Raw genomic sequence first — 17,393 nt, 5'->3', positions numbered from 1 at the left:
GCGTCAATAGCCATGCCGACCACCACCAGCCTGATTGCCTTTGCCTCACTCGCCTTCGCCGTTGTGCTGACGCCGGGGCCGAACATGATTTACATGATCTCGCGCGCGATCACGCAAGGTCGCCTCGCCGGCCTGATCGCTTTCTCGGGCGTTGCCGTCGGGTTCGTCATCTTCCTCTTGTGCGCGGCCTTCGGCCTGACGGCGATCGTCTTTGCCGTGCCTTATGCCTATGACGTGCTGCGCCTCGCGGGCGCCGCCTATATCGGCTGGCTTGCCTTCGAGGCGTTGCGCCCCGGCGGCAAGTCGCCATTCCAGGTACGCTCGTTGCCGCCGGCGCGGCCGCGCCGCCTGTTTCTCACCGGGCTGGTAACCAGCCTGCTCAATCCGAAGATGGCGATCTTTTATCTCGCACTACTGCCGAACTTCATTGACCCCGAGCGCAACGTTCTGACGCAATCTCTGGTGCTCGGCTCGGTGCATATCGCCATCAGCATCACCATCAACTCGATGATCGCCTGTGCCGCCGGCTCGATTGCGACCTTCCTGATGGCGCGGCCGAAGTGGCTGCTGGCGCAACGCTGGATCATGGGCACCATGCTTGGCGGCCTCGCTCTGCGCATGGCGCTCGACGGGCGGAAATAATCTCCGCTTACATATCCCGTATGAAGCCCTGAAACGCCGCGTTGGCGTCGAGCGCGTCGCCGCCGGCCTGCGTCAGCGTGTCGATGGTGTCGGCCGGCAGCGTGAAGCTGGTTGGCACAGCATTCAGCACCCGGGCGCGCTCAGCGCCAAGCTGATCGAAGGAAACGCGTGCAATGGTGAACTTGAGGTCGCGGCAGTTCCAGGGCCCGCTCCTGCCGCGCAATTGCGCGACCTCGCTCGCTTTCAGCCCGCAGCGCCATTTCACAATCGACTCGCGCCACGCCTTCATCGTCTCTTCGAAGGCGGTGTAGCTGGTCCTGGCATTGGCATCGACCAGCACGTCAACCACGGCACCAACCAATTCCCTGCCCGCCGGCCCCTCCAACGTCGACGACCAGTTGCCTTTCGGCCCCTGCCCCGCATCGACGACGAGAAACATCATCCGCCGCATATTGATGGCCTCTTCCGGAGACAACGGACCATAAGGCGTGCGCTGCCCGGCGCGGATGATGGTGATCCCAGACAGGCCGTAATTATCGATCAGGCCGCCATCGAACAATTTGACGTATTTCACCCGGCCGCTGCGGATGTCGGTCAGGCCGCGCGCATAGGCCTGCAGCAGCGGCGAGGCATGCGGATTGGCCGCGGCCGCCGTGACCCAGCCCGGCAATGGCGTTTGGCATTGGTCGGGATAGGCCTCGATCACCACCGGTGCGAAGGCGCCCGGCACCGCCGCAGACGCCGCCACTGCCGCAGCGAGCGGATACTGCGCAAAGTCACTGCAGGCCGCGGCGAAAGTCTGCGGCGAGAACAGAAATGGCGTGCGGTTATAGATGTCGGTGGCGTTGATGAGCGCCACGGGTCTGCGTCCGGCAAGATCGGCGAAGGTCGCGCCGTGAAAGAGATTGGTGTTGAACCAGTCGCGCATCTTGTTGTCGGTGTTAACGCCGCCGCCAACCGCGCGCGCGATATTGCCGAGGCTGAAGCTGGTATCGAGCTGCGCCATCAGATCCTGCGTCAGATAGCGCGCACGGAAGTCGTGTAGCGCCGCCGGCCCCTTGAGGCCGTAGTACGCCGCCATGATCGCGCCGCCCGACACACCCGACACCAGCCCGATATGGTCGAGCAGCGGCCCTTCTCGCGGAATCTGGTATTTAGCCATGCGGTCGAGCACGCCATAGGCAAAGGCCGCAGCGCGCGTGCCGCCACCGGAGAACGCTAGACCGACCACGGTATCGCCGCTGATCCTGCGCGCCGGTATGGCTTCGGCGGCGCCGGCCGGGCGAATGAAGCCCGGCATTGGACTCGACGTCGGCGTGTTCAGCGGCAGGTTATGGACGCTGGCGCAGCCGCCGAGCAACGACGCCAACACACAGGCGATCGCAAACGAGGCGTTGCGCTGCAATGAACTCGACACCGATTTGCCCGACATTGTCATTGAACCACATACCATAGCGCATAGGACCCAAAGCGCACATGGCCCGGGTTCAACAGGCCGATAACCGTGCCTTTACCACGGCGCGCTTATGTGGCGGAGCGGGCTGGAGCCACCCGGGCCGCGCAACTTTCGCCTCGATCAAGCGTTGTTGCGGCGTTCGAACCATGGTGAAGGCGGGTCCGTTATGGCGTTTGCCGGCAAAAAGCAGACATTTCGGGCGGTTGCTGCGGCCGGAATTCTGGCCCTTGTCATGTTGGCGCTGCCGCAACCGGCGTCCGCCGGCTTTTTCGACCGGCTGTTCGGCAGCATCAGCCGCGCCATCGAAGGCCCAGGTGCCGCCGCCGTGTCCGATCCTTTCACCAGCCTGATCGATCACCTGGGCGCCAGCCCTGATACGCGCATCCGCAGCGAAAACGCCGGCCCGGCCAAGGCGTTCTGCGTGCGCTCCTGCGACGGACATTATTTCCCGGTTCTGTCGCACAACGGCCTGAGCGCGGCGGAAGCCTGCCACTCCTTCTGTCCGGCCACCCAGACCAAACTCTTCGTCGGCAGCGACATCGATTATGCGACCGCCAATGACGGCAGCCGCTACGCCGACATGCCAAACGCCTATGCCTATCGCAAGCAACTGGCGTCGAACTGCACCTGCAACGGCCGCACACCGTTCGGCCTTGCCCATATCGATGCCAGGACCGATCCGACCTTGCGGCCGGGCGACATCGTCGCCACCGAAGCCGGCCTGCTCGCCTATACGGGCAAAGGCGCTGACCGCAGCAATGTTGCGGCCAACTTCACCCCGGTGCAGGACTACAACGGCCTGTCCAAGGCGATGCGCGACACGTTGAGCGACACCAAAATCGCCTCGCCCAGACCGAGACCCGGCGACATCACCTCGTCGATCCCGAAGGCCGCCCTCGATGCTCGGGCTGAAGCGCCCGCGCTGCGACGCTAACGGCCGCTACGCCGGCCTGCGGCCTTCTGTCCAACGCTGCTGAATTAACGATTTGACCCCGTTCTGACCGGGCGCACACCATCTTTTGCACAAGAATCGCCCTTAACGCCGTTTGCCGAGCGGCCTTGACCTCGGCCGCCATATGGGAAGATTCGGGGCCTGATGGCGATCAACGACGGCGGACGAGCAATGATGCGGCGAACGGCGCTGGCACTGGTAGCCGGCTTTGCTCTGGCGGGCCTTGGCGCAACCGGAACGGCGCAGGCCGCACCGCGCTGCGTCAACACCCACGACTTCAGCAAATGGCTGGCGCAGTTCAAGAAGGATGCGCTCGCCCACGGCATTACGCAGCAGACGCTCAACGCCGCCTCGCCTGAGCTCACTTACGATGAATCCGTGATCAAGCGCGATTCCGGACAGGGCGTGTTTCAGCTCACCTTCATCCAGTTTTCCAACCGCCTGCTCGGAGGCAAGCGAATCCCGAACGGCTTGGCGAAGATCCAGGAGCATCGCGCCCTGTTCAGCCGCATCGAGAAGACCTATGGCGTGCCCCCGGAAGTCATCACCGCGGTATGGGGCCTTGAGAGCGACTACGGCGCGCTGTTCGGCAAGTTCAAGATTCTGCCCGCCCTGACCACACTCGCTTATGACTGCCGGCGTGGCGACAAATTCCGCGAAGAACTGATCGACGCGCTCAAGATCATCCAGCGCGGCGACAAGACCGTCGATCAGATGACCGGCAACTGGGCCGGCGAATTCGGTGGCATGCAGTTCACGCCCTCGAACTACATCAAATACGGCGTCGACTTCGACGGCGACGGCCACCGCGATCTGGTCAACAGCACGGCCGATACGCTGGCCTCCGCCGCAAACTATCTGCACGCGATCGGCTGGCGCCGCGGCGAGCCGTGGCTGCAGGAAGTCTCCCTGCCGGACGAAATGCCGTGGCAGGAGGCTGATCTCGACACCCAGCATCCGCGCTCGCAATGGATCGCCTGGGGCGTGAGGGCCGCGCACGGCGCCGCGCTGCCGCGTGACAATGCGCCGGCCTCGCTGATCCTGCCGATGGGCCGCAAGGGCCCGGCTTTTCTCGCCTACCAGAACTTCCACGTCTTCACCGACTGGAATTCATCCTTCGTCTACGCCACCACGGTCGCCTACTTCGCCACGCGCCTCGGCGGCGCACCACCAGTGAACGAAGCCGGCGCCAAGGACATCCGGCCGATCACCACCGAGCAGATGATGGAATTGCAGCGCCAGTTGCAGAAGCGAGGCTTCGACGTCGGCGAGGTCGATGGCCGTCTCGGCGCCGGTACGCGCAAGGCGGTGCGCACCATGCAGGTGCAGTACGGAATGCCGGCCGACTCCTGGCCGACCGACGAACTGATCGCGCGTCTGCAGAGTGAGAAAAACCCGGTCGCCGTCGCCCCGCTCGCCCGGCAGCCCGGGACCGAGACCAAGGCTGCAACGCCACGCTCCGCCGCACCGACGCCGGTGTCTACCGCTCCTGTCGCGCCGCCGCCGGTTCAGCCCGAAGCCGAGACGCCGAGGACCAAGCCGAGTCGAGCCGCCACCACGGCCCCTCAGCCGACCGCTGTGGCCCCGCCGCTGCGCGACAAGATTACCGTGCGCGTCTGGACCGTGCAGGGTTGCTTGACCCTGCGCATGTCGCCGGAAAAGGCCCGAGAATATCGCCGTTGCTGATAACGCAACGCTCCCCCGAGACGCGCTTTTCGGCCGAGACAGCCGGGCGCCGCAGCGCATAGACTGACGGCGCCAGACCGGAGTTCCAGATGGCGCGTAATACCTTCTTTTGCATCGACGCCCATACCTGCGGCAATCCGGTGCGCGTCGTCGCCGGCGGCGGACCGCTGCTGCCTCATGTGCCCATGATCGAGAAGCGCGAGATCTTCCTGCGCGATCACGACTGGGTGCGACGCGCGCTGATGTTCGAGCCGCGCGGCCATGATGTGATGTCGGGCTCGATCCTGTACCCATCGACGCGCGACGACTGCGATGTAGGCGTCCTGTACATCGAGGTCAGCGGCTGTCTGCCGATGTGCGGCCACGGCACTATTGGCACGGTAACGGTCGCGATCGAAGAAGGCCTCGTGACGCCGCGCGAACCGGGCAAGCTCGCCATCGAAGCGCCGGCCGGCCGGGTCGCCATCGAGTACACGCAAAACGGCCGCTTCGTCGATCAGGTGCGGCTGTTCAACATCGCCAGCTATCTGCACGCCACCGATGTCGAGATCGACGTGCCGACACTGGGCCCGATCAGGCTCGACGTCGCCTATGGCGGCAACTACTACGCCATCATCGAGCCGCAAAAAAACTGGCCCGGCCTCGACACCATGCCGGTCACCGAAATCCAGCGTCTTTCGCCCTTGGTGCGCAAGGCGGCACAGGACAAGGTCGCGCCGGTGCACCCAGAAGACGCGCGCATCCGCGACGTCACCCATGTGCAATGGACCGACAAGCCGCGCCACGGCCGCGCCCATGCGCGCAACGCCGTGTTCTACGGCGACAAAGCCATTGATCGCTCGCCCTGCGGCACCGGCTCGTCGGCGCGCATGGCGCAACTCGCCGGCAAAGGGAAACTGAAGCCCGGCCAGGACTTCATCCACGAAAGCATCATCGGCACGATGTTCGATTGCCGCGTCGAATCCGAGGCCACCGTGGGCAATCATCGCGCCATCCGCCCCAGCATCGCCGGCTGGGCCCAGGTCATCGGCCACAACACCATTTTCGTCGATGATCGCGATCCGCTCGCCCATGGCTTCCAGGTCGCCTGACCAAATCGCGTGACGAAGCCGCATCTTCGGCGCCGCATCACACCAATCGGGAATTTCTTATGACTGCCGCTTCCACCTTTACGTTCCGCGCTTCGCTTGGCGACATGGATCCGGAATCCAGCGCCTACATGGCCTTGCAGCCGCCGCCACCGGCCACGCCGCCGACGCCGGAAATGGCGCGCGAAGGCATGCGCCGGGCGCGGCCATTCAACCAGCCCGACCTGCCGCATGTGGCGATGACGCGCGAGTATGCCGTGCCGGGCAAAGGCGGCACCTTCCAGGTGCGCTACTATCGCGGTGTCCGCACCTTCCCCGACGAAGCCCTGCCGGTGCAGGTTTATTTTCACGGCGGCGGCTGGGTGATCGGCGACCTCGACAGCCATGACTGGCTGTGCCGTGCGGTGGCCAATGCCGCCAACTGCGCCGTGGTCAGCGTCGATTATCGTCTTGCGCCCGAGCATCGCTTTCCCGCGGCCTTCGACGACGCGGTCACGGCAACGCAATGGGTTGCGGCCCATGCTACGATGCTGAATGTCGATCCCTCGCGCATCTCAGTCGGCGGCGACAGCGCCGGCGGCAATCTCGCCGCCACTGTTGCCCTTGCTTTACGCGACGACGCGAAGGTCAAGTTACGCGCGCAGATTCTGACTTATCCGATAACCGATCTGACCTTTACGTATGATCAGCGTTTCGAGAAAGGCGTGGCTCTGACCAATGGCGGGATGCGTGACTTCATCGACCACTACGTGCCAGGCATTGCGCAGCGCCGAGACTGGCGTTGCTCGCCATTGTTGGCGCCAAGCCTGAAAGGCCTGCCCCCGGCGCTCGTCATCCTCGCCGGCTTTGACCCGCTTTATGATGAGGGCGAAGCCTATGCCACGCGGTTGAAAGCCGAGGGCGTCGCCGTCACGGTGAAGCACTTCCCTGGCCAGATGCACGGTTTCGTCTCGCGGCCGAAGCTGTTGCCAAAGTCGCTCGACGCCATCGCCGACATCACCGCCTTCATGGCAGCGCATTCCTGAGGAGGGTGGCTTGACCGAACCCGCCGACGCCGCCCAACGCCGCGCCCGGCCCGCGGTCGTCTGCTATCCGGTCGAGACGCTGCCGTCGCCCGACATGGCGATGCTGACGCGGGCGCGCAATGGTCTGATGAAGATCTCCGAAACTATCGTGCCGCCGCGCGATGCCCGAGCTTTCGAGGTGCCGGCCGGGCACTTCTTCCGCATCGCCTCGATCGAAGGCCCGCAGGTGGGCGATCTTAATTTGTGGAACGCCCACGACCTGTCGGAGCGCTTCTTCAGCGGCAAGACGCGTGCGCTGCACGCCACCCATGTCACCACCGGCAACCAGTTATGGAGCACGCTGCCGAACCTGCGTCCGCTCGCTACCATCACGCATGATACGCTTGGCTGGTACGGTTTTGATGCCGACGGCGGCGGCGTTCACGATGTCATCGGCACGCGTTGTGACCCCTATACCCACCGGCTACTGTCCGGCGGCGATTATCACCATTGCTGCCATTCCAACCTGACGCGGGCGCTGGCGTCAGCACGCAGCATGGATGTACGCGAGGCCGAGATTCATGTCCACGACGTGCTCAATGTCTTCATGTGTACCGGCTTCACCAGGGACACGCACCAATACTTCATGAAGGCGAGCCCGGTGCGGCCCGGCGACTTCATCGAGTTCTTTGCCGAAATCGATTTGCTCGCTGCGCTGTCCGCTTGCCCCGGCGGCGATTGCGGCGCTGAGCATTCGAGCGATGTCGCCAGATGCTATCCGCTCAAGGTTGAGGTCTTCAAACCCGCCAATAGCGCGCTGCTTGGCTGGCAATCGCCGCCGCGCAATGCCTACCCGCGTACGCATGGTCTCTGACCCGCGTTTGGGCGGCGCGAAAATGAATAACGGTTCATCGCCGATCACATTCGCGATATTCTTGCGTACGCGCGAAGGGAAATAACAAGTTCATTCGTTGAATCGCCAGCACGGAACCTTTTGCCCGTGATGGAGTGTACAGCTCATGTCCACGACGCACCGCACTTTGTCGAAAGCCGCGCTGGCGCTGGTGATCGCCGCCTTGCCACTGGCCGCCCTCGCCCAACAACCCGATACCGACAACCGCAAGAAGCCACCAGGCGCAGCGCCCGCCGCACGCCCGGCACCGCCACCACCCGCCGTGCGTCCGGCGCCGCCACCGGCTGCTCGTCCCGCCCCGCCGCCAGCAGCAATCCGTCCCGCTGCACCGCCGCCCATGGCGCGGCCACACCCGCCCGTCATCCGTCAAGCGCCACCGCAGATCTCCCGGCCACAGCCGCCCGCACATCGTCCGGCTCCGAACATCGTCAGACCGCAGGCGCCCGCTCGCGTCGCGCCGGAACGCGCCGTCCGGCCGCAGCTGCGCGGGATTCCGCAACAGTCGGCGCGTCCGCAACGACCCACTCTCCCGCCACAGCCGAACCAGGCTCAGCGCAATCAAACGCCGCCCAATATTGCCGTTCAGCGCGCCGTGCCGCCGACCGCCGCGCAACAGCGTGCGACCGCGCGTCAGGAGCAGTTCGAGCGACGCCGCGAACAACGCGTGCTGCGTAATCTGCCTCCGGCGCAACGGGTGGAGCGACGTCAGCAGTTCGAGCAGGCGCGACAGCAGCGCGCCCTCCAGCGTCAGCAGGGGTTGACGCCGCAACAGGCGGCGCAGCCGAATGCGCGTGTCAACGCCGCGGCGGCGACAGCGCAACCGCAACTGCGCCGCAACGGTCAACCGCGCATCACGCCTCAGGCCTCGCGTCAGGGCCGCTTCGCCGGCGCCTTCGCTGCAAGCCGGGCCAATGCAGCCGCAAATATGAATGTGAACGTGAATGTCCGCGCAAACGCGACTCGCTGGCAACGTATCGGCGCCCGTCAGGCCTGGCGCAGCGGCCACCGCGCCAATTTCGTCGCCTGGTTCGGCCCCGTGTTCTGGCCTTACGCCTATTCGGACATCTTCGAGTACACGTTCTTCCCGTCCGGCTATGACGAGGGTTACTGGTACTACGCCTATGACGACTTCTTCGATGGCGTCTATTACGGCGAATACGGTCCGCCGGCCGACTATGTCGGCGCATTCGAAAGCGCGCCGCGTACAACGCAGCCGCTGACTTACAAGTCCGTGCAGACTCTCTGCCAGCAGCCGGGCAATGGCATCACTGCCTGGCCGATCGCCGAGATCGAAACCAAGGTCGGTCTCAACGGCGATCAGAAGGCTTTGCTCAATGACGTGCAGAATGCCGGCAAACGGGCTGCCGATGTGTTCAAGCAGACATGTCCATCGGAGAACGCCTATCCGCTGACACCGCCCGGCCGCCTCGCCTCGATGACGGCGCGGCTCGACGCCACCTTGCAGGCCGTCGAAACCGTGCGTCCGCCTCTGACAACGTTCTATGAAGCGCTCAACGACGAGCAGAAGGAACGCTTCAACGCCATCGGCCCCGGCAAGAATGTCGTCAGCAATGCCGAGGCGCAGGAGGCATTGCCGGCCGATGCGAAGAAATGCGGCGAGAACAAAGCCGGCCTCACCAATTTGCCAATCGAGCAGATCGAGGATGCGGTGAAGCCGACCGAACAGCAGCAGGCTTCGCTTGATCGTCTCAGCGAGGCGACGGTGAAGGCGGTCGGCATCTTGCAGGCCGCCTGCCCGAGCGAAACGCCGCTAACGCCTCCCGGCCGTCTCGAAGCGATCGAGACGCGACTGAAAGCGATGGTCGAGGCCGCCAACACGGTGAAGCAGCCGCTCGGCGATTTCTACGCCGGGCTGACTGCGGAACAGAAAGCGCGCTTCAATCGTATGGGCCGCGACCTCACTGTGGGACAGGCGGCGCAGTAACGTCTTCGACCATCATCCTGAGAAGCCCGAGCAAACCAAGGGTGCCTTGACGGATGAGGCTGCCACATGGTTCGAGACGCGCGCCTTTCGGCGCGCTCCTCACCATGAGGCAGATAAACAAGAGGGCGGCCGACCTCTATAGAGTTTATTAACCATACCGATTCCACATTTGCTTTCCGACCACGGTCAGAGAGCATCCATGCCCGCTTCCCAGCCCCGCAGTTCTGCGCCGAACCTGGCCCGCCGGGACATCCTCATGGAACGCGTCGAAAGCGCGGCAGGCGTCGCCGCCCGCGACCATGCCTTGCGGATCGCTCTCGATGAATCACTCCAGGCGCTACGCCAGGAAACGGCGCGGACCCTGTCATTGGTTCGCCACCAGCGGACAACGCATGTGTACCGCCGCGCAGTCAGCCAGGCCGCGCTTTAAAGTCCAAGCATGCGCGAGAATACATGAAAAAGGGCGGTCTTATCGGCCGCCCTTTCCAATTCACCAATTGAAGGCACTCACTCCGCCGCAATCTTCACTTCCGGCGCCGCGGCGCGGATGTCCGGCGAGACATGCTTCTCGTACTTCTCGAAGTTCTTCTGGAACATGCCGACCAGCTCCCGCGCAGTCTTATCGAACGCGGACTTGTCCTTCCAGGTCTTGAACGGATTGAGCAGATGCGGCTCGACACCCGGCACCGAGGTCGGCACCGAGAAGCCGAAATACGGATCGGTGCGAAAGTCGGCGTTTTTGAGCGAGCCGTTGAGCGCCGCGGTCACCAAGGTGCGCGTCGCCTTGATCGGCATCCGGCGACCGACGCCGTAAATGCCGCCGGTCCATCCTGAATTCACCAGCCAGACATCGACCTTGTGCTTGTTGATGTATTCCTTGAGCAGGTCGGCATAGACCGACGGGTGACGCGGCAGGAACGGCGAGCCGAAGCAGGTCGAGAATTCCGGCTGCACGCCGACGAGGCCCTTCTCGGTGCCGGCGACCTTGGCGGTGTAGCCGGACAGGAAGTGATACATCGCCTGCTCGGGCGTCAGCTTGGCGACCGGCGGCATCACGCCGTAAGCGTCCGCGGTCAGGAAGATGATGTTCTTCGGGTGCGAGGCGCGGCCGGTGCGCGACGCGTTCGGAATGAAATCGAGCGGATAGGCCGAACGGGTATTCTCGGTCTTGGAGCCGTCGTCGTAATCCGGCACGCGCGTCTCCGGATCGAACACGACGTTCTCGAGCACCGAGCCGAAACGGTTGGTGGCATCCCAGATCATCGGCTCGGCTTCCTGGCTGAGCTTGATGGTCTTGGCGTAGCAGCCGCCTTCGAAATTGAAGATGCCGTTCTCGCTCCAGCCGGTCTCATCGTCGCCGATCAAGGTGCGGTTCGGGTCCGCCGACAAAGTGGTCTTGCCGGTGCCGGACAGTCCGAAGAACAGCGCGCTCTCTTTGCCGTCGTGCGAGACATTGGCCGAGCAATGCATCGGCATCACGTTCTTGGCCGGCAGATAGAAATTGAGCGTGGTGAACACCGACTTTTTCATTTCGCCAGCGTAGGAACTGCCGGCGATCAGCACGATCTTCCGGGTGAAGTCGATCGCCACCATGGTGTCGGAGCCTTCGCGGCCGCCGTGACGTTTGGCGTCCGGCTTGAACGACGGCAGATCGACAATGGTCATTTCCGGCACGTAGCTGGCAAGAGCCGAACGCTCGGGGCGGATCAAAAGCTGGCGGATGAACAGCGAGTGCCAAGCCAGCTCGGTGAATACGCGCGCCTTGATGCAATGCGCCGGGTCGGCGCCGCCGATCAGATCCTGCGCGAACAGAGTCTTGCCTTTGCAGTGCGCCTGGAAATCAGCAAGCAAGTTATCGAAGTTTTCCTTCGACATTTTGCGATTGCCGTCCCACCACAAAACGTCGCGCGTGAGATCGTCCTCGACGGTGTGCTTGTCCTTGGGCGAGCGGCCGGTGTGGTGGCCGGTCTCGGCGCACAGCGCACCGCCGGCAACGATCTGCGCTTCGCCATTCATGAGGGCGTGTTCGTAGAGCTTGGGTTCGGTCAGGTTCCAGTTGACGCCTTTGAGGCCGGTGAAACCGAATTTGTCGGCGCCATATGCGGCGTTCCGTACACCCGTTTCCTGCACGCTTGCTCTCCCGATCCGGCAACCGAAAACGCCGCCGCGGCCGCTGTGGCCGAATTCCCTTTAAGACTTTCGTCTAGTGACCTTGTAAGGCGCGAGACCATAGTCATCAGCGCTGTGAATGCCAAGATCAAATGCCATGCATATTAAAGGGCCGGCGTTGCACTGCATCAATGACTTAACGCCACGGGTGGGCCGCCGGTTTCAAAAACCTTGATGAGTCATATGATGACTGATCAATGACGCACAGCGGCAAAACGCTCACATGGCACGCGCCTGCTCGGCGAGTTGCTTGAGCATCATGCGCAGGGCGCCGGCGTCGGCCACGCGTTGTGGAAATGGCAAGCGCAACGCCAGCGGGCCGTTCTGCAGATCGAGGCCATCGGGGTCGATGCCGGTGCAGCGCCAGACGCCGTCCGGCGCGCCGAGGAATTTGACGGCATAGAGATTGAGCGCCGCGCCGTGATCCTCGTTCATGTGTGCGACCGCGCCTTCCTCGGCGTCGATGAGCGCCTGGGCCTCCACAATGTCGGTAAGAATATCGGACGCTGTCAGATCGGCAGCGCGGGCGAAGCCACCATTGAGATGCGCCGACACCACCTGCATGCGCCAGAACGCGAAATCGGCAAAGCCGGCGTATAGTTGTGATTTGGGATGATGCGCGAGAAAACGCCGGCGCAGCCGCCCCTCGTCCGCTGCCTCTCGCGGTACCAGGATAAATTGTCCCAGCACGGTCAGCCGCGGGTGAGCCAGCGCGTCGCCCTTGCCGGTCTCGGCCAGCATGATCGAAGCACGGCCATCGGCCTCAAGGTTGGCGGTATGGGTGGAGAGCCGGGAGATCAGGATAATCGGCGAGCCGTCGGCGTCGGTTCCGATGTTCACCAGCGAGGCGAAAGGGTGCCCGGTGTTGCGGTCCAAAGTCGCCAGCGTGCCGGCCCGAATGCGGCGCAGGAGATCGCGCGCGGCCGGTCCTGGCGTGAAGTCGGCCGGCGGGGCGGCGTTCTCCGGCAAGCGGTCGGGCATGGAACCGGGAAGGACGCCGAATCGTTCGGTCATGACTGTATTGTCTCTCACATTGAAAACAGGGCCATTTTCCGGCCCATTACCCTTGAATTCGGCCCAGAATCACATAGTTGTTGCAAAGAGGCCACAATTCGAACCCCGTTTGCAGGCTTCAAATCGCGCGGGACGACACGTCAGAAGGGGCATTCATGCCAACCATCGCGCTCGTGGACGATGACCGCAATATCCTGACCTCGGTGTCCATGGCACTCGAGGCCGAAGGCTATCGGATCATGACCTATACCGATGGCGCTTCCGCCATCGACGGGTTCAAGACCTCGCCACCGGACCTCGCCATCCTCGACATCAAGATGCCGCGGATGGATGGCATGGAGACATTGCGCCGCCTGCGCCAGAAGTCCGATGTGCCCGTCATCTTCCTCACCTCCAAGGACGAGGAAATCGACGAGCTGTTCGGCCTGAAGATGGGCGCGGACGACTTCATCCGCAAACCGTTTTCGCAGCGCCTGCTGGTCGAGCGCGTCAAGGCCGTGCTGCGCCGCGCCACGCCCAAGGACGGCACCGCGCCGAAGGAAATCGACACCACCAAGGTTCTTGAGCGCGGCCTGCTGCGCATGGACCCGGAGCGTCACACCTGCACCTGGAAGGGCGAGCCGGTGACGCTCACCGTCACCGAATTCCTCATCCTGCAGGCGCTCGCCACCCGCCCCGGCGTGGTCAAGAGCCGCAACGCGCTGATGGACGCCGCTTACGACGACCAAGTCTATGTCGACGACCGCACCATCGACAGCCACATCAAGCGCCTGCGCAAGAAGTTCAAGTCCGTCGACGACGACTTCGAGATGATCGAAACGCTGTATGGCGTCGGCTATCGTTTCAAGGAATGATCCGGCACCGGACCTGCGCTAGACTGCGCGGGTCGCCACATTTTCCGTTCATTCCAGCGCAAGCGGGACTCCAGCCGGGCCGACATTGAAGAGCTGGGTCCTCCGCTTTCGCAGGGGACGAACGGGGACAGGGCGCGCCGACGATCCTGGATCAAACAACGTGCTCGATCGAACCGCAGAGCAGCAGGCACGCGAGGCTGAAGCAGCGACCGAAGGCGACATGCCGGCCGCATCGGCGCGACGCGACTGGAGCCCGCGCCGTCTCCTGAATTCGGCCTGGGCATTCTTCGTCACGCTGAGCTTCTCCAGCCTCACGCGCCGAATCGTCTTCCTCAACCTCGCCGGCCTGTTCGCGCTGTTGTTCGGCGTGATGTACCTCTCTCAATTCCGCGCTGGCCTGATCGACGCGCGCGTACAAAGTCTCCTCGTGCAGAGCGAGATCATCGCCGGCGCCATCGCCGCCTCGGCCACGGTCGAAAGCGACGCCGTTACCATCGACCCCGACCGTCTGCTCGAACTGCAGGCCGGCGAAAGCTACGGCCCGTCAGAAGATTCGCTGTCGGGCATCGAGTTCCCGATCAATCCCGAGCGCGTCGCACCGGTGCTGCGCCGCCTCGTCTCGCCGACCAAAACGCGCGCCCGCATTTACGACCGCGACGGCGTGCTCATCCTCGACAGCCGCAATCTTTATGGCCGCGGCGACGTTTTGCGCTTCGACCTGCCCTCGCCGACGGCCGTCGAGCCGGGCCTGATGGAGCGTGGCTACATCGCCATCCGCCGCTGGCTCGGCCGCGGCGATCTGCCGATGTATCGCGAGCTCGGACCCGAAAACGGCAAAGGTTATGACGAAGTGCGCCAGGCGCTTGCGGGCCTTCATGCCAGCGAAGTGCGGGTCAACGACCGTGGCGAGGTGATCGTCTCGGTCGCCGTGCCGGTGCAGCGCTTCCGCGCCGTGCGCGGCGCACTGATGCTGTCGACGCAAGGCGCCGACATCGACGATATGGTCGAGGCCGAGCGCCTCGCCATCGTCAAGGTGTTCCTGGTCGCTGCCGCCGTCATGGTGGTGCTGTCGATCTTGCTCGCCGGCACCATTGCCGGCCCGGTGCGCCGCCTTGCCGATGCGGCCGAACGCGTGCGCCGGCGCATCAAGACGCGCGTCGAGATTCCTGATTTTACCGGCCGCCGCGACGAGATTGGGGAACTGTCCGGCGCGCTGCGCGATATGACCAACGCGCTCTACAGCCGCATCGAGGCGATCGAAAGCTTCGCCGCCGATGTGTCGCACGAACTCAAAAACCCACTGACGTCGCTGCGGTCCGCCGTCGAAACTTTGCCGATGGCAAAGACCGACGCCAACCGTGCGCGGCTGCTGGAAGTCATCCAGCATGACGTCAAGCGGCTCAACCGCCTGATCACCGACATCTCGGACGCAAGCCGGCTCGACGCCGAACTGCAGCGTCAGGAAGTTGCTGCCGTCGATATGGCCAAACTGCTCGATGCCCTGGTCTCGACCTCCAACGAGGTCCGGTCGGGCAACGTGAAAGTGACGCTCACCTTCGAAGGCGGTCAGCCGTCTCAGTTCAAAATTCCAGGCCATGACTCGCGTCTTGGCCAGGTCGTGTCGAACCTCATCGACAATGCGCGCTCGTTCTCGCCCGAAGGCGGCACCGTGCGCGTGACCTGCCGCAAGGTGAAGAACGAGATCGAGATCATCGTCGATGACGACGGCCCCGGCATCCGGACCGACGCGCTGCACAAGGTATTCGAGCGCTTCTACACCGACCGGCCGGCTCAGGGCTTTGGCCAGAATTCGGGGCTCGGTCTGTCGATCTCCAAACAGATCGTCGAAGCCCACGGCGGCTCGATCCGCGCCGAGAACCGCATCGGCTCCGGCACGCAAAAAAACCGCGACACCGGCGAGGACGAACCGCGTATCCTTGGCGCACGCTTCGTTGTGCGGTTGCCGGGGAAGTAGGACTTGTCATTCCGGGGCGCGCCGCTAGCCAGGTCAGATTGGACCCCCGCCTTTGCGGGGATGAGCCGAGGCTGGAGAGAAGCGTGAGCGGGACCACCACCCATGCTTCCGCAGTCCTGATCGGGGCCCGCGCGGTACTGATCCGCGGGGCCTCTGGTGCCGGCAAGTCGCGGCTGGCCTTCGCGCTGATCCAGGCGCAGGCACAGAGTTTCGTCCGGTTCTCCCGCCTGGTCGGCGACGACCGCCTCGTCCTGGAGCCCCGCAATGGCCGTCTGCTGGTACGACCGGCGCCGGCGCTGGCGGGCCTGATCGAAGTGCGCGGCCTCGGCATCCGCCGGCTCCCCTATGAGCCCGTGGCGGCCGTTGGGCTGGTCGTCGACCTCGGTGCGGCCGACGCCGAGCGGCTGCCACCCCGGGAATCCGCTCAAACTGTCGTTTCTGGTGTGGATTTGCCGCGGCTTGCCGTCGCACCGGAAACCGACCCAATACCCCTCGTCGTTGCCTATATGACGTCAGAACCGATCCTCCGGGGATAGCCGGAGGGGGGAATTGACGTGGAATGGGGGCTGGAGTACCTCGTCGCCCCTCGTTTCGTTAAGGAAAATTAACCGTACGGGGCGTAGTTTCCGGCGGCCGAAACCCCAGATAGAGCGTGTTTTGACATCGCCTTCCCGCGTTGCAGCAGAACGCCTATATACCAAGTCAAGCCCTTGCAACGGGGCTTCGGATGCGCCTCAATGCGCCCCCATTCGTGCGGCGCAACAACAACAAGGCGCCCGCGAGGAGTTCGGAATGATCGGCCTCGTATTAGTGACCCACGGGCGGCTCGCCACTGAGTTTCGCTCTGCGCTTGAGCATGTCGTGGGTCCGCAAACCCAGATCGAGGCTGTCACCATCGGCCCCGACGATGACGCCGAGCAATGTCGCATGAACATTCTCGATGCGGTCAAACGCGTCGATTCCGGCGAAGGCGTCGCCATTTTGACCGATATGTTCGGCGGCACCCCGTCGAACCTCGCCATATCGGTCATGAGCCAGCCCAAGGTCGAGGTGCTGGCCGGTATCAATCTGCCGATGCTGATCAAGCTGGCCAAGGTCCGCGAGACCTGTCCGCTGGAAGACGCGGTGGCCGCCGCCCAAGAAGCCGGCCGCAAGTACTGCACCATCGCCAGCCGCGTGCTTAACGGCAAATGACGCTGCCGCGCAGCGACGCCCCCGATCCGCACGGCGCCGGCGTCAGCCGCGATGTCGAGATCGTCAACAAGAAGGGTCTGCACGCGAGGGCATCCGCCAAATTCGTGCAGCATGCCGAAAAATTTGACGCAGCCATCATCGTCACCTGCCGCGGCGAAACCGTCGGCGCCACCTCGATCATGGGTTTGATGATGCTCGCCGCCGGCCCCGGCTCGGTCATCACGATCAAGGCCACCGGCAAGGAAGCCAAGGCTGCAATCGACGACCTCAGCGCCCTGGTGTCCGACCGCTTCGGCGAAGAAGAGTAGGCCCCGATTTCCGGCGCCTCTTCTGCAGCAAGTGCCCGCCTCTGCCCGACACGCTTCAGATCATCAGCGAGTTGCCGTCGCAGTGCAGGTTTAACACCGACACATGGAATTGACCGAAGCTAGTGCGGAAGGCCTGCGGGACGGTCGCGGCAGCTAATCGATCGGTGCGGGAAAGGCCCCCTTTATCGTCGGG

General features: G+C 63.9%; 16 protein-coding genes. 13 read left to right on the top strand and 3 right to left on the bottom strand.

Annotation, left to right across the window (positions count from 1 at the left end; translation table 11 throughout):
- Positions 1 to 12: 12 nt before the first annotated feature.
- Entirely contained in the window at positions 13 to 642 is a 630-nt protein-coding gene (locus DXH78_RS07595) for a LysE family translocator (protein WP_115516469.1), read from the top strand.
- Between the two features lie 7 nt (positions 643 to 649).
- Here the strand turns inward: DXH78_RS07595 and DXH78_RS07590 are convergent, their stop codons facing one another.
- Positions 650 to 2,080: a patatin-like phospholipase family protein gene (locus tag DXH78_RS07590; protein ID WP_245416764.1), complete on the bottom strand. Its 1,431-nt coding sequence runs from the start codon at positions 2,078 to 2,080 to the stop codon at positions 650 to 652.
- 184 nt (positions 2,081 to 2,264) lie between these two features.
- Between DXH78_RS07590 and DXH78_RS07585 the strand changes: the two genes are divergently transcribed.
- The 7 genes from DXH78_RS07585 to DXH78_RS19800 all read left to right on the top strand — a co-directional run bounded on the left by DXH78_RS07585 (position 2,265) and on the right by DXH78_RS19800 (position 10,116).
- Positions 2,265 to 3,032: a DUF2865 domain-containing protein gene (locus tag DXH78_RS07585; RefSeq protein WP_168192732.1), complete on the top strand. Its 768-nt coding sequence runs from the start codon at positions 2,265 to 2,267 to the stop codon at positions 3,030 to 3,032.
- 162 nt (positions 3,033 to 3,194) lie between these two features.
- Positions 3,195 to 4,736, top strand: coding sequence for a lytic murein transglycosylase (locus DXH78_RS07580; protein WP_245416763.1), 1,542 nt, complete (start codon positions 3,195 to 3,197; stop codon positions 4,734 to 4,736).
- Positions 4,737 to 4,825: 89 nt separating this feature from the next.
- Positions 4,826 to 5,827 carry a 4-hydroxyproline epimerase gene (locus DXH78_RS07575; protein WP_115516467.1) on the top strand — a complete coding sequence of 334 codons (1,002 nt, stop codon included), beginning with the start codon at positions 4,826 to 4,828 and terminating at the stop codon, positions 5,825 to 5,827.
- A 59-nt stretch (positions 5,828 to 5,886) separates the two neighbouring features.
- A complete protein-coding gene (locus tag DXH78_RS07570; protein WP_115516466.1) occupies positions 5,887 to 6,849 on the top strand; it encodes an alpha/beta hydrolase in 963 nt (320 codons plus the stop codon).
- Between the two features lie 10 nt (positions 6,850 to 6,859).
- Positions 6,860 to 7,702 (top strand): urea carboxylase-associated family protein, encoded by an 843-nt coding sequence (locus DXH78_RS07565; RefSeq protein WP_245416762.1) that lies wholly within the window; start codon positions 6,860 to 6,862, stop codon positions 7,700 to 7,702.
- Positions 7,703 to 7,847: 145 nt separating this feature from the next.
- The gene (locus tag DXH78_RS07555; RefSeq protein ID WP_147292585.1) at positions 7,848 to 9,686 is read left to right on the top strand and encodes a Spy/CpxP family protein refolding chaperone; all 1,839 of its coding nucleotides are present in this window, start codon (positions 7,848 to 7,850) and stop codon (positions 9,684 to 9,686) included.
- A gap of 256 nt (positions 9,687 to 9,942) precedes the next feature.
- Positions 9,943 to 10,116 carry a hypothetical protein gene (locus DXH78_RS19800; protein ID WP_210209519.1) on the top strand — a complete coding sequence of 58 codons (174 nt, stop codon included), beginning with the start codon at positions 9,943 to 9,945 and terminating at the stop codon, positions 10,114 to 10,116.
- 77 nt (positions 10,117 to 10,193) lie between these two features.
- On the opposite strand, the gene DXH78_RS07545 is transcribed toward DXH78_RS19800, so the two are convergent.
- Both DXH78_RS07545 and DXH78_RS07540 read right to left on the bottom strand, forming a co-directional pair.
- On the bottom strand, positions 10,194 to 11,816 hold the full coding sequence (locus tag DXH78_RS07545) for a phosphoenolpyruvate carboxykinase (protein WP_115516463.1): 1,623 nt from the start codon (positions 11,814 to 11,816) through the stop codon (positions 10,194 to 10,196).
- Positions 11,817 to 12,074: 258 nt separating this feature from the next.
- Positions 12,075 to 12,869: a HugZ family pyridoxamine 5'-phosphate oxidase gene (locus DXH78_RS07540; protein ID WP_210209518.1), complete on the bottom strand. Its 795-nt coding sequence runs from the start codon at positions 12,867 to 12,869 to the stop codon at positions 12,075 to 12,077.
- 155 nt (positions 12,870 to 13,024) lie between these two features.
- On the opposite strand from DXH78_RS07540, the gene DXH78_RS07535 reads away from it, so the two are divergent.
- From DXH78_RS07535 to DXH78_RS07515, 5 genes are all read left to right on the top strand, one after another.
- Positions 13,025 to 13,723: a response regulator transcription factor gene (locus tag DXH78_RS07535; RefSeq protein ID WP_115516462.1), complete on the top strand. Its 699-nt coding sequence runs from the start codon at positions 13,025 to 13,027 to the stop codon at positions 13,721 to 13,723.
- 160 nt (positions 13,724 to 13,883) lie between these two features.
- Positions 13,884 to 15,698 carry a sensor histidine kinase gene (locus tag DXH78_RS07530; protein ID WP_245416761.1) on the top strand — a complete coding sequence of 605 codons (1,815 nt, stop codon included), beginning with the start codon at positions 13,884 to 13,886 and terminating at the stop codon, positions 15,696 to 15,698.
- 83 nt (positions 15,699 to 15,781) lie between these two features.
- Entirely contained in the window at positions 15,782 to 16,234 is a 453-nt protein-coding gene (locus DXH78_RS07525; protein WP_168192731.1) for an HPr kinase/phosphorylase, read from the top strand.
- Positions 16,235 to 16,490: 256 nt separating this feature from the next.
- Positions 16,491 to 16,892 carry a PTS sugar transporter subunit IIA gene (locus DXH78_RS07520; RefSeq protein WP_115516461.1) on the top strand — a complete coding sequence of 134 codons (402 nt, stop codon included), beginning with the start codon at positions 16,491 to 16,493 and terminating at the stop codon, positions 16,890 to 16,892.
- A complete protein-coding gene (locus DXH78_RS07515; RefSeq protein ID WP_115516460.1) occupies positions 16,889 to 17,200 on the top strand; it encodes an HPr family phosphocarrier protein in 312 nt (103 codons plus the stop codon). Before DXH78_RS07520 ends, DXH78_RS07515 begins: the two co-directional genes overlap by 4 nt.
- The last annotated feature ends 193 nt before the right edge of the window (positions 17,201 to 17,393 follow it).

It is taken from the genome of Undibacter mobilis (assembly GCF_003367195.1).
GTDB lineage: Bacteria > Pseudomonadota > Alphaproteobacteria > Rhizobiales > Xanthobacteraceae > Pseudolabrys > Pseudolabrys mobilis.
The sequence above is the reverse complement of the archived record's forward strand: the minus strand, read 5'-3'. Positions and strand labels throughout refer to the sequence as shown.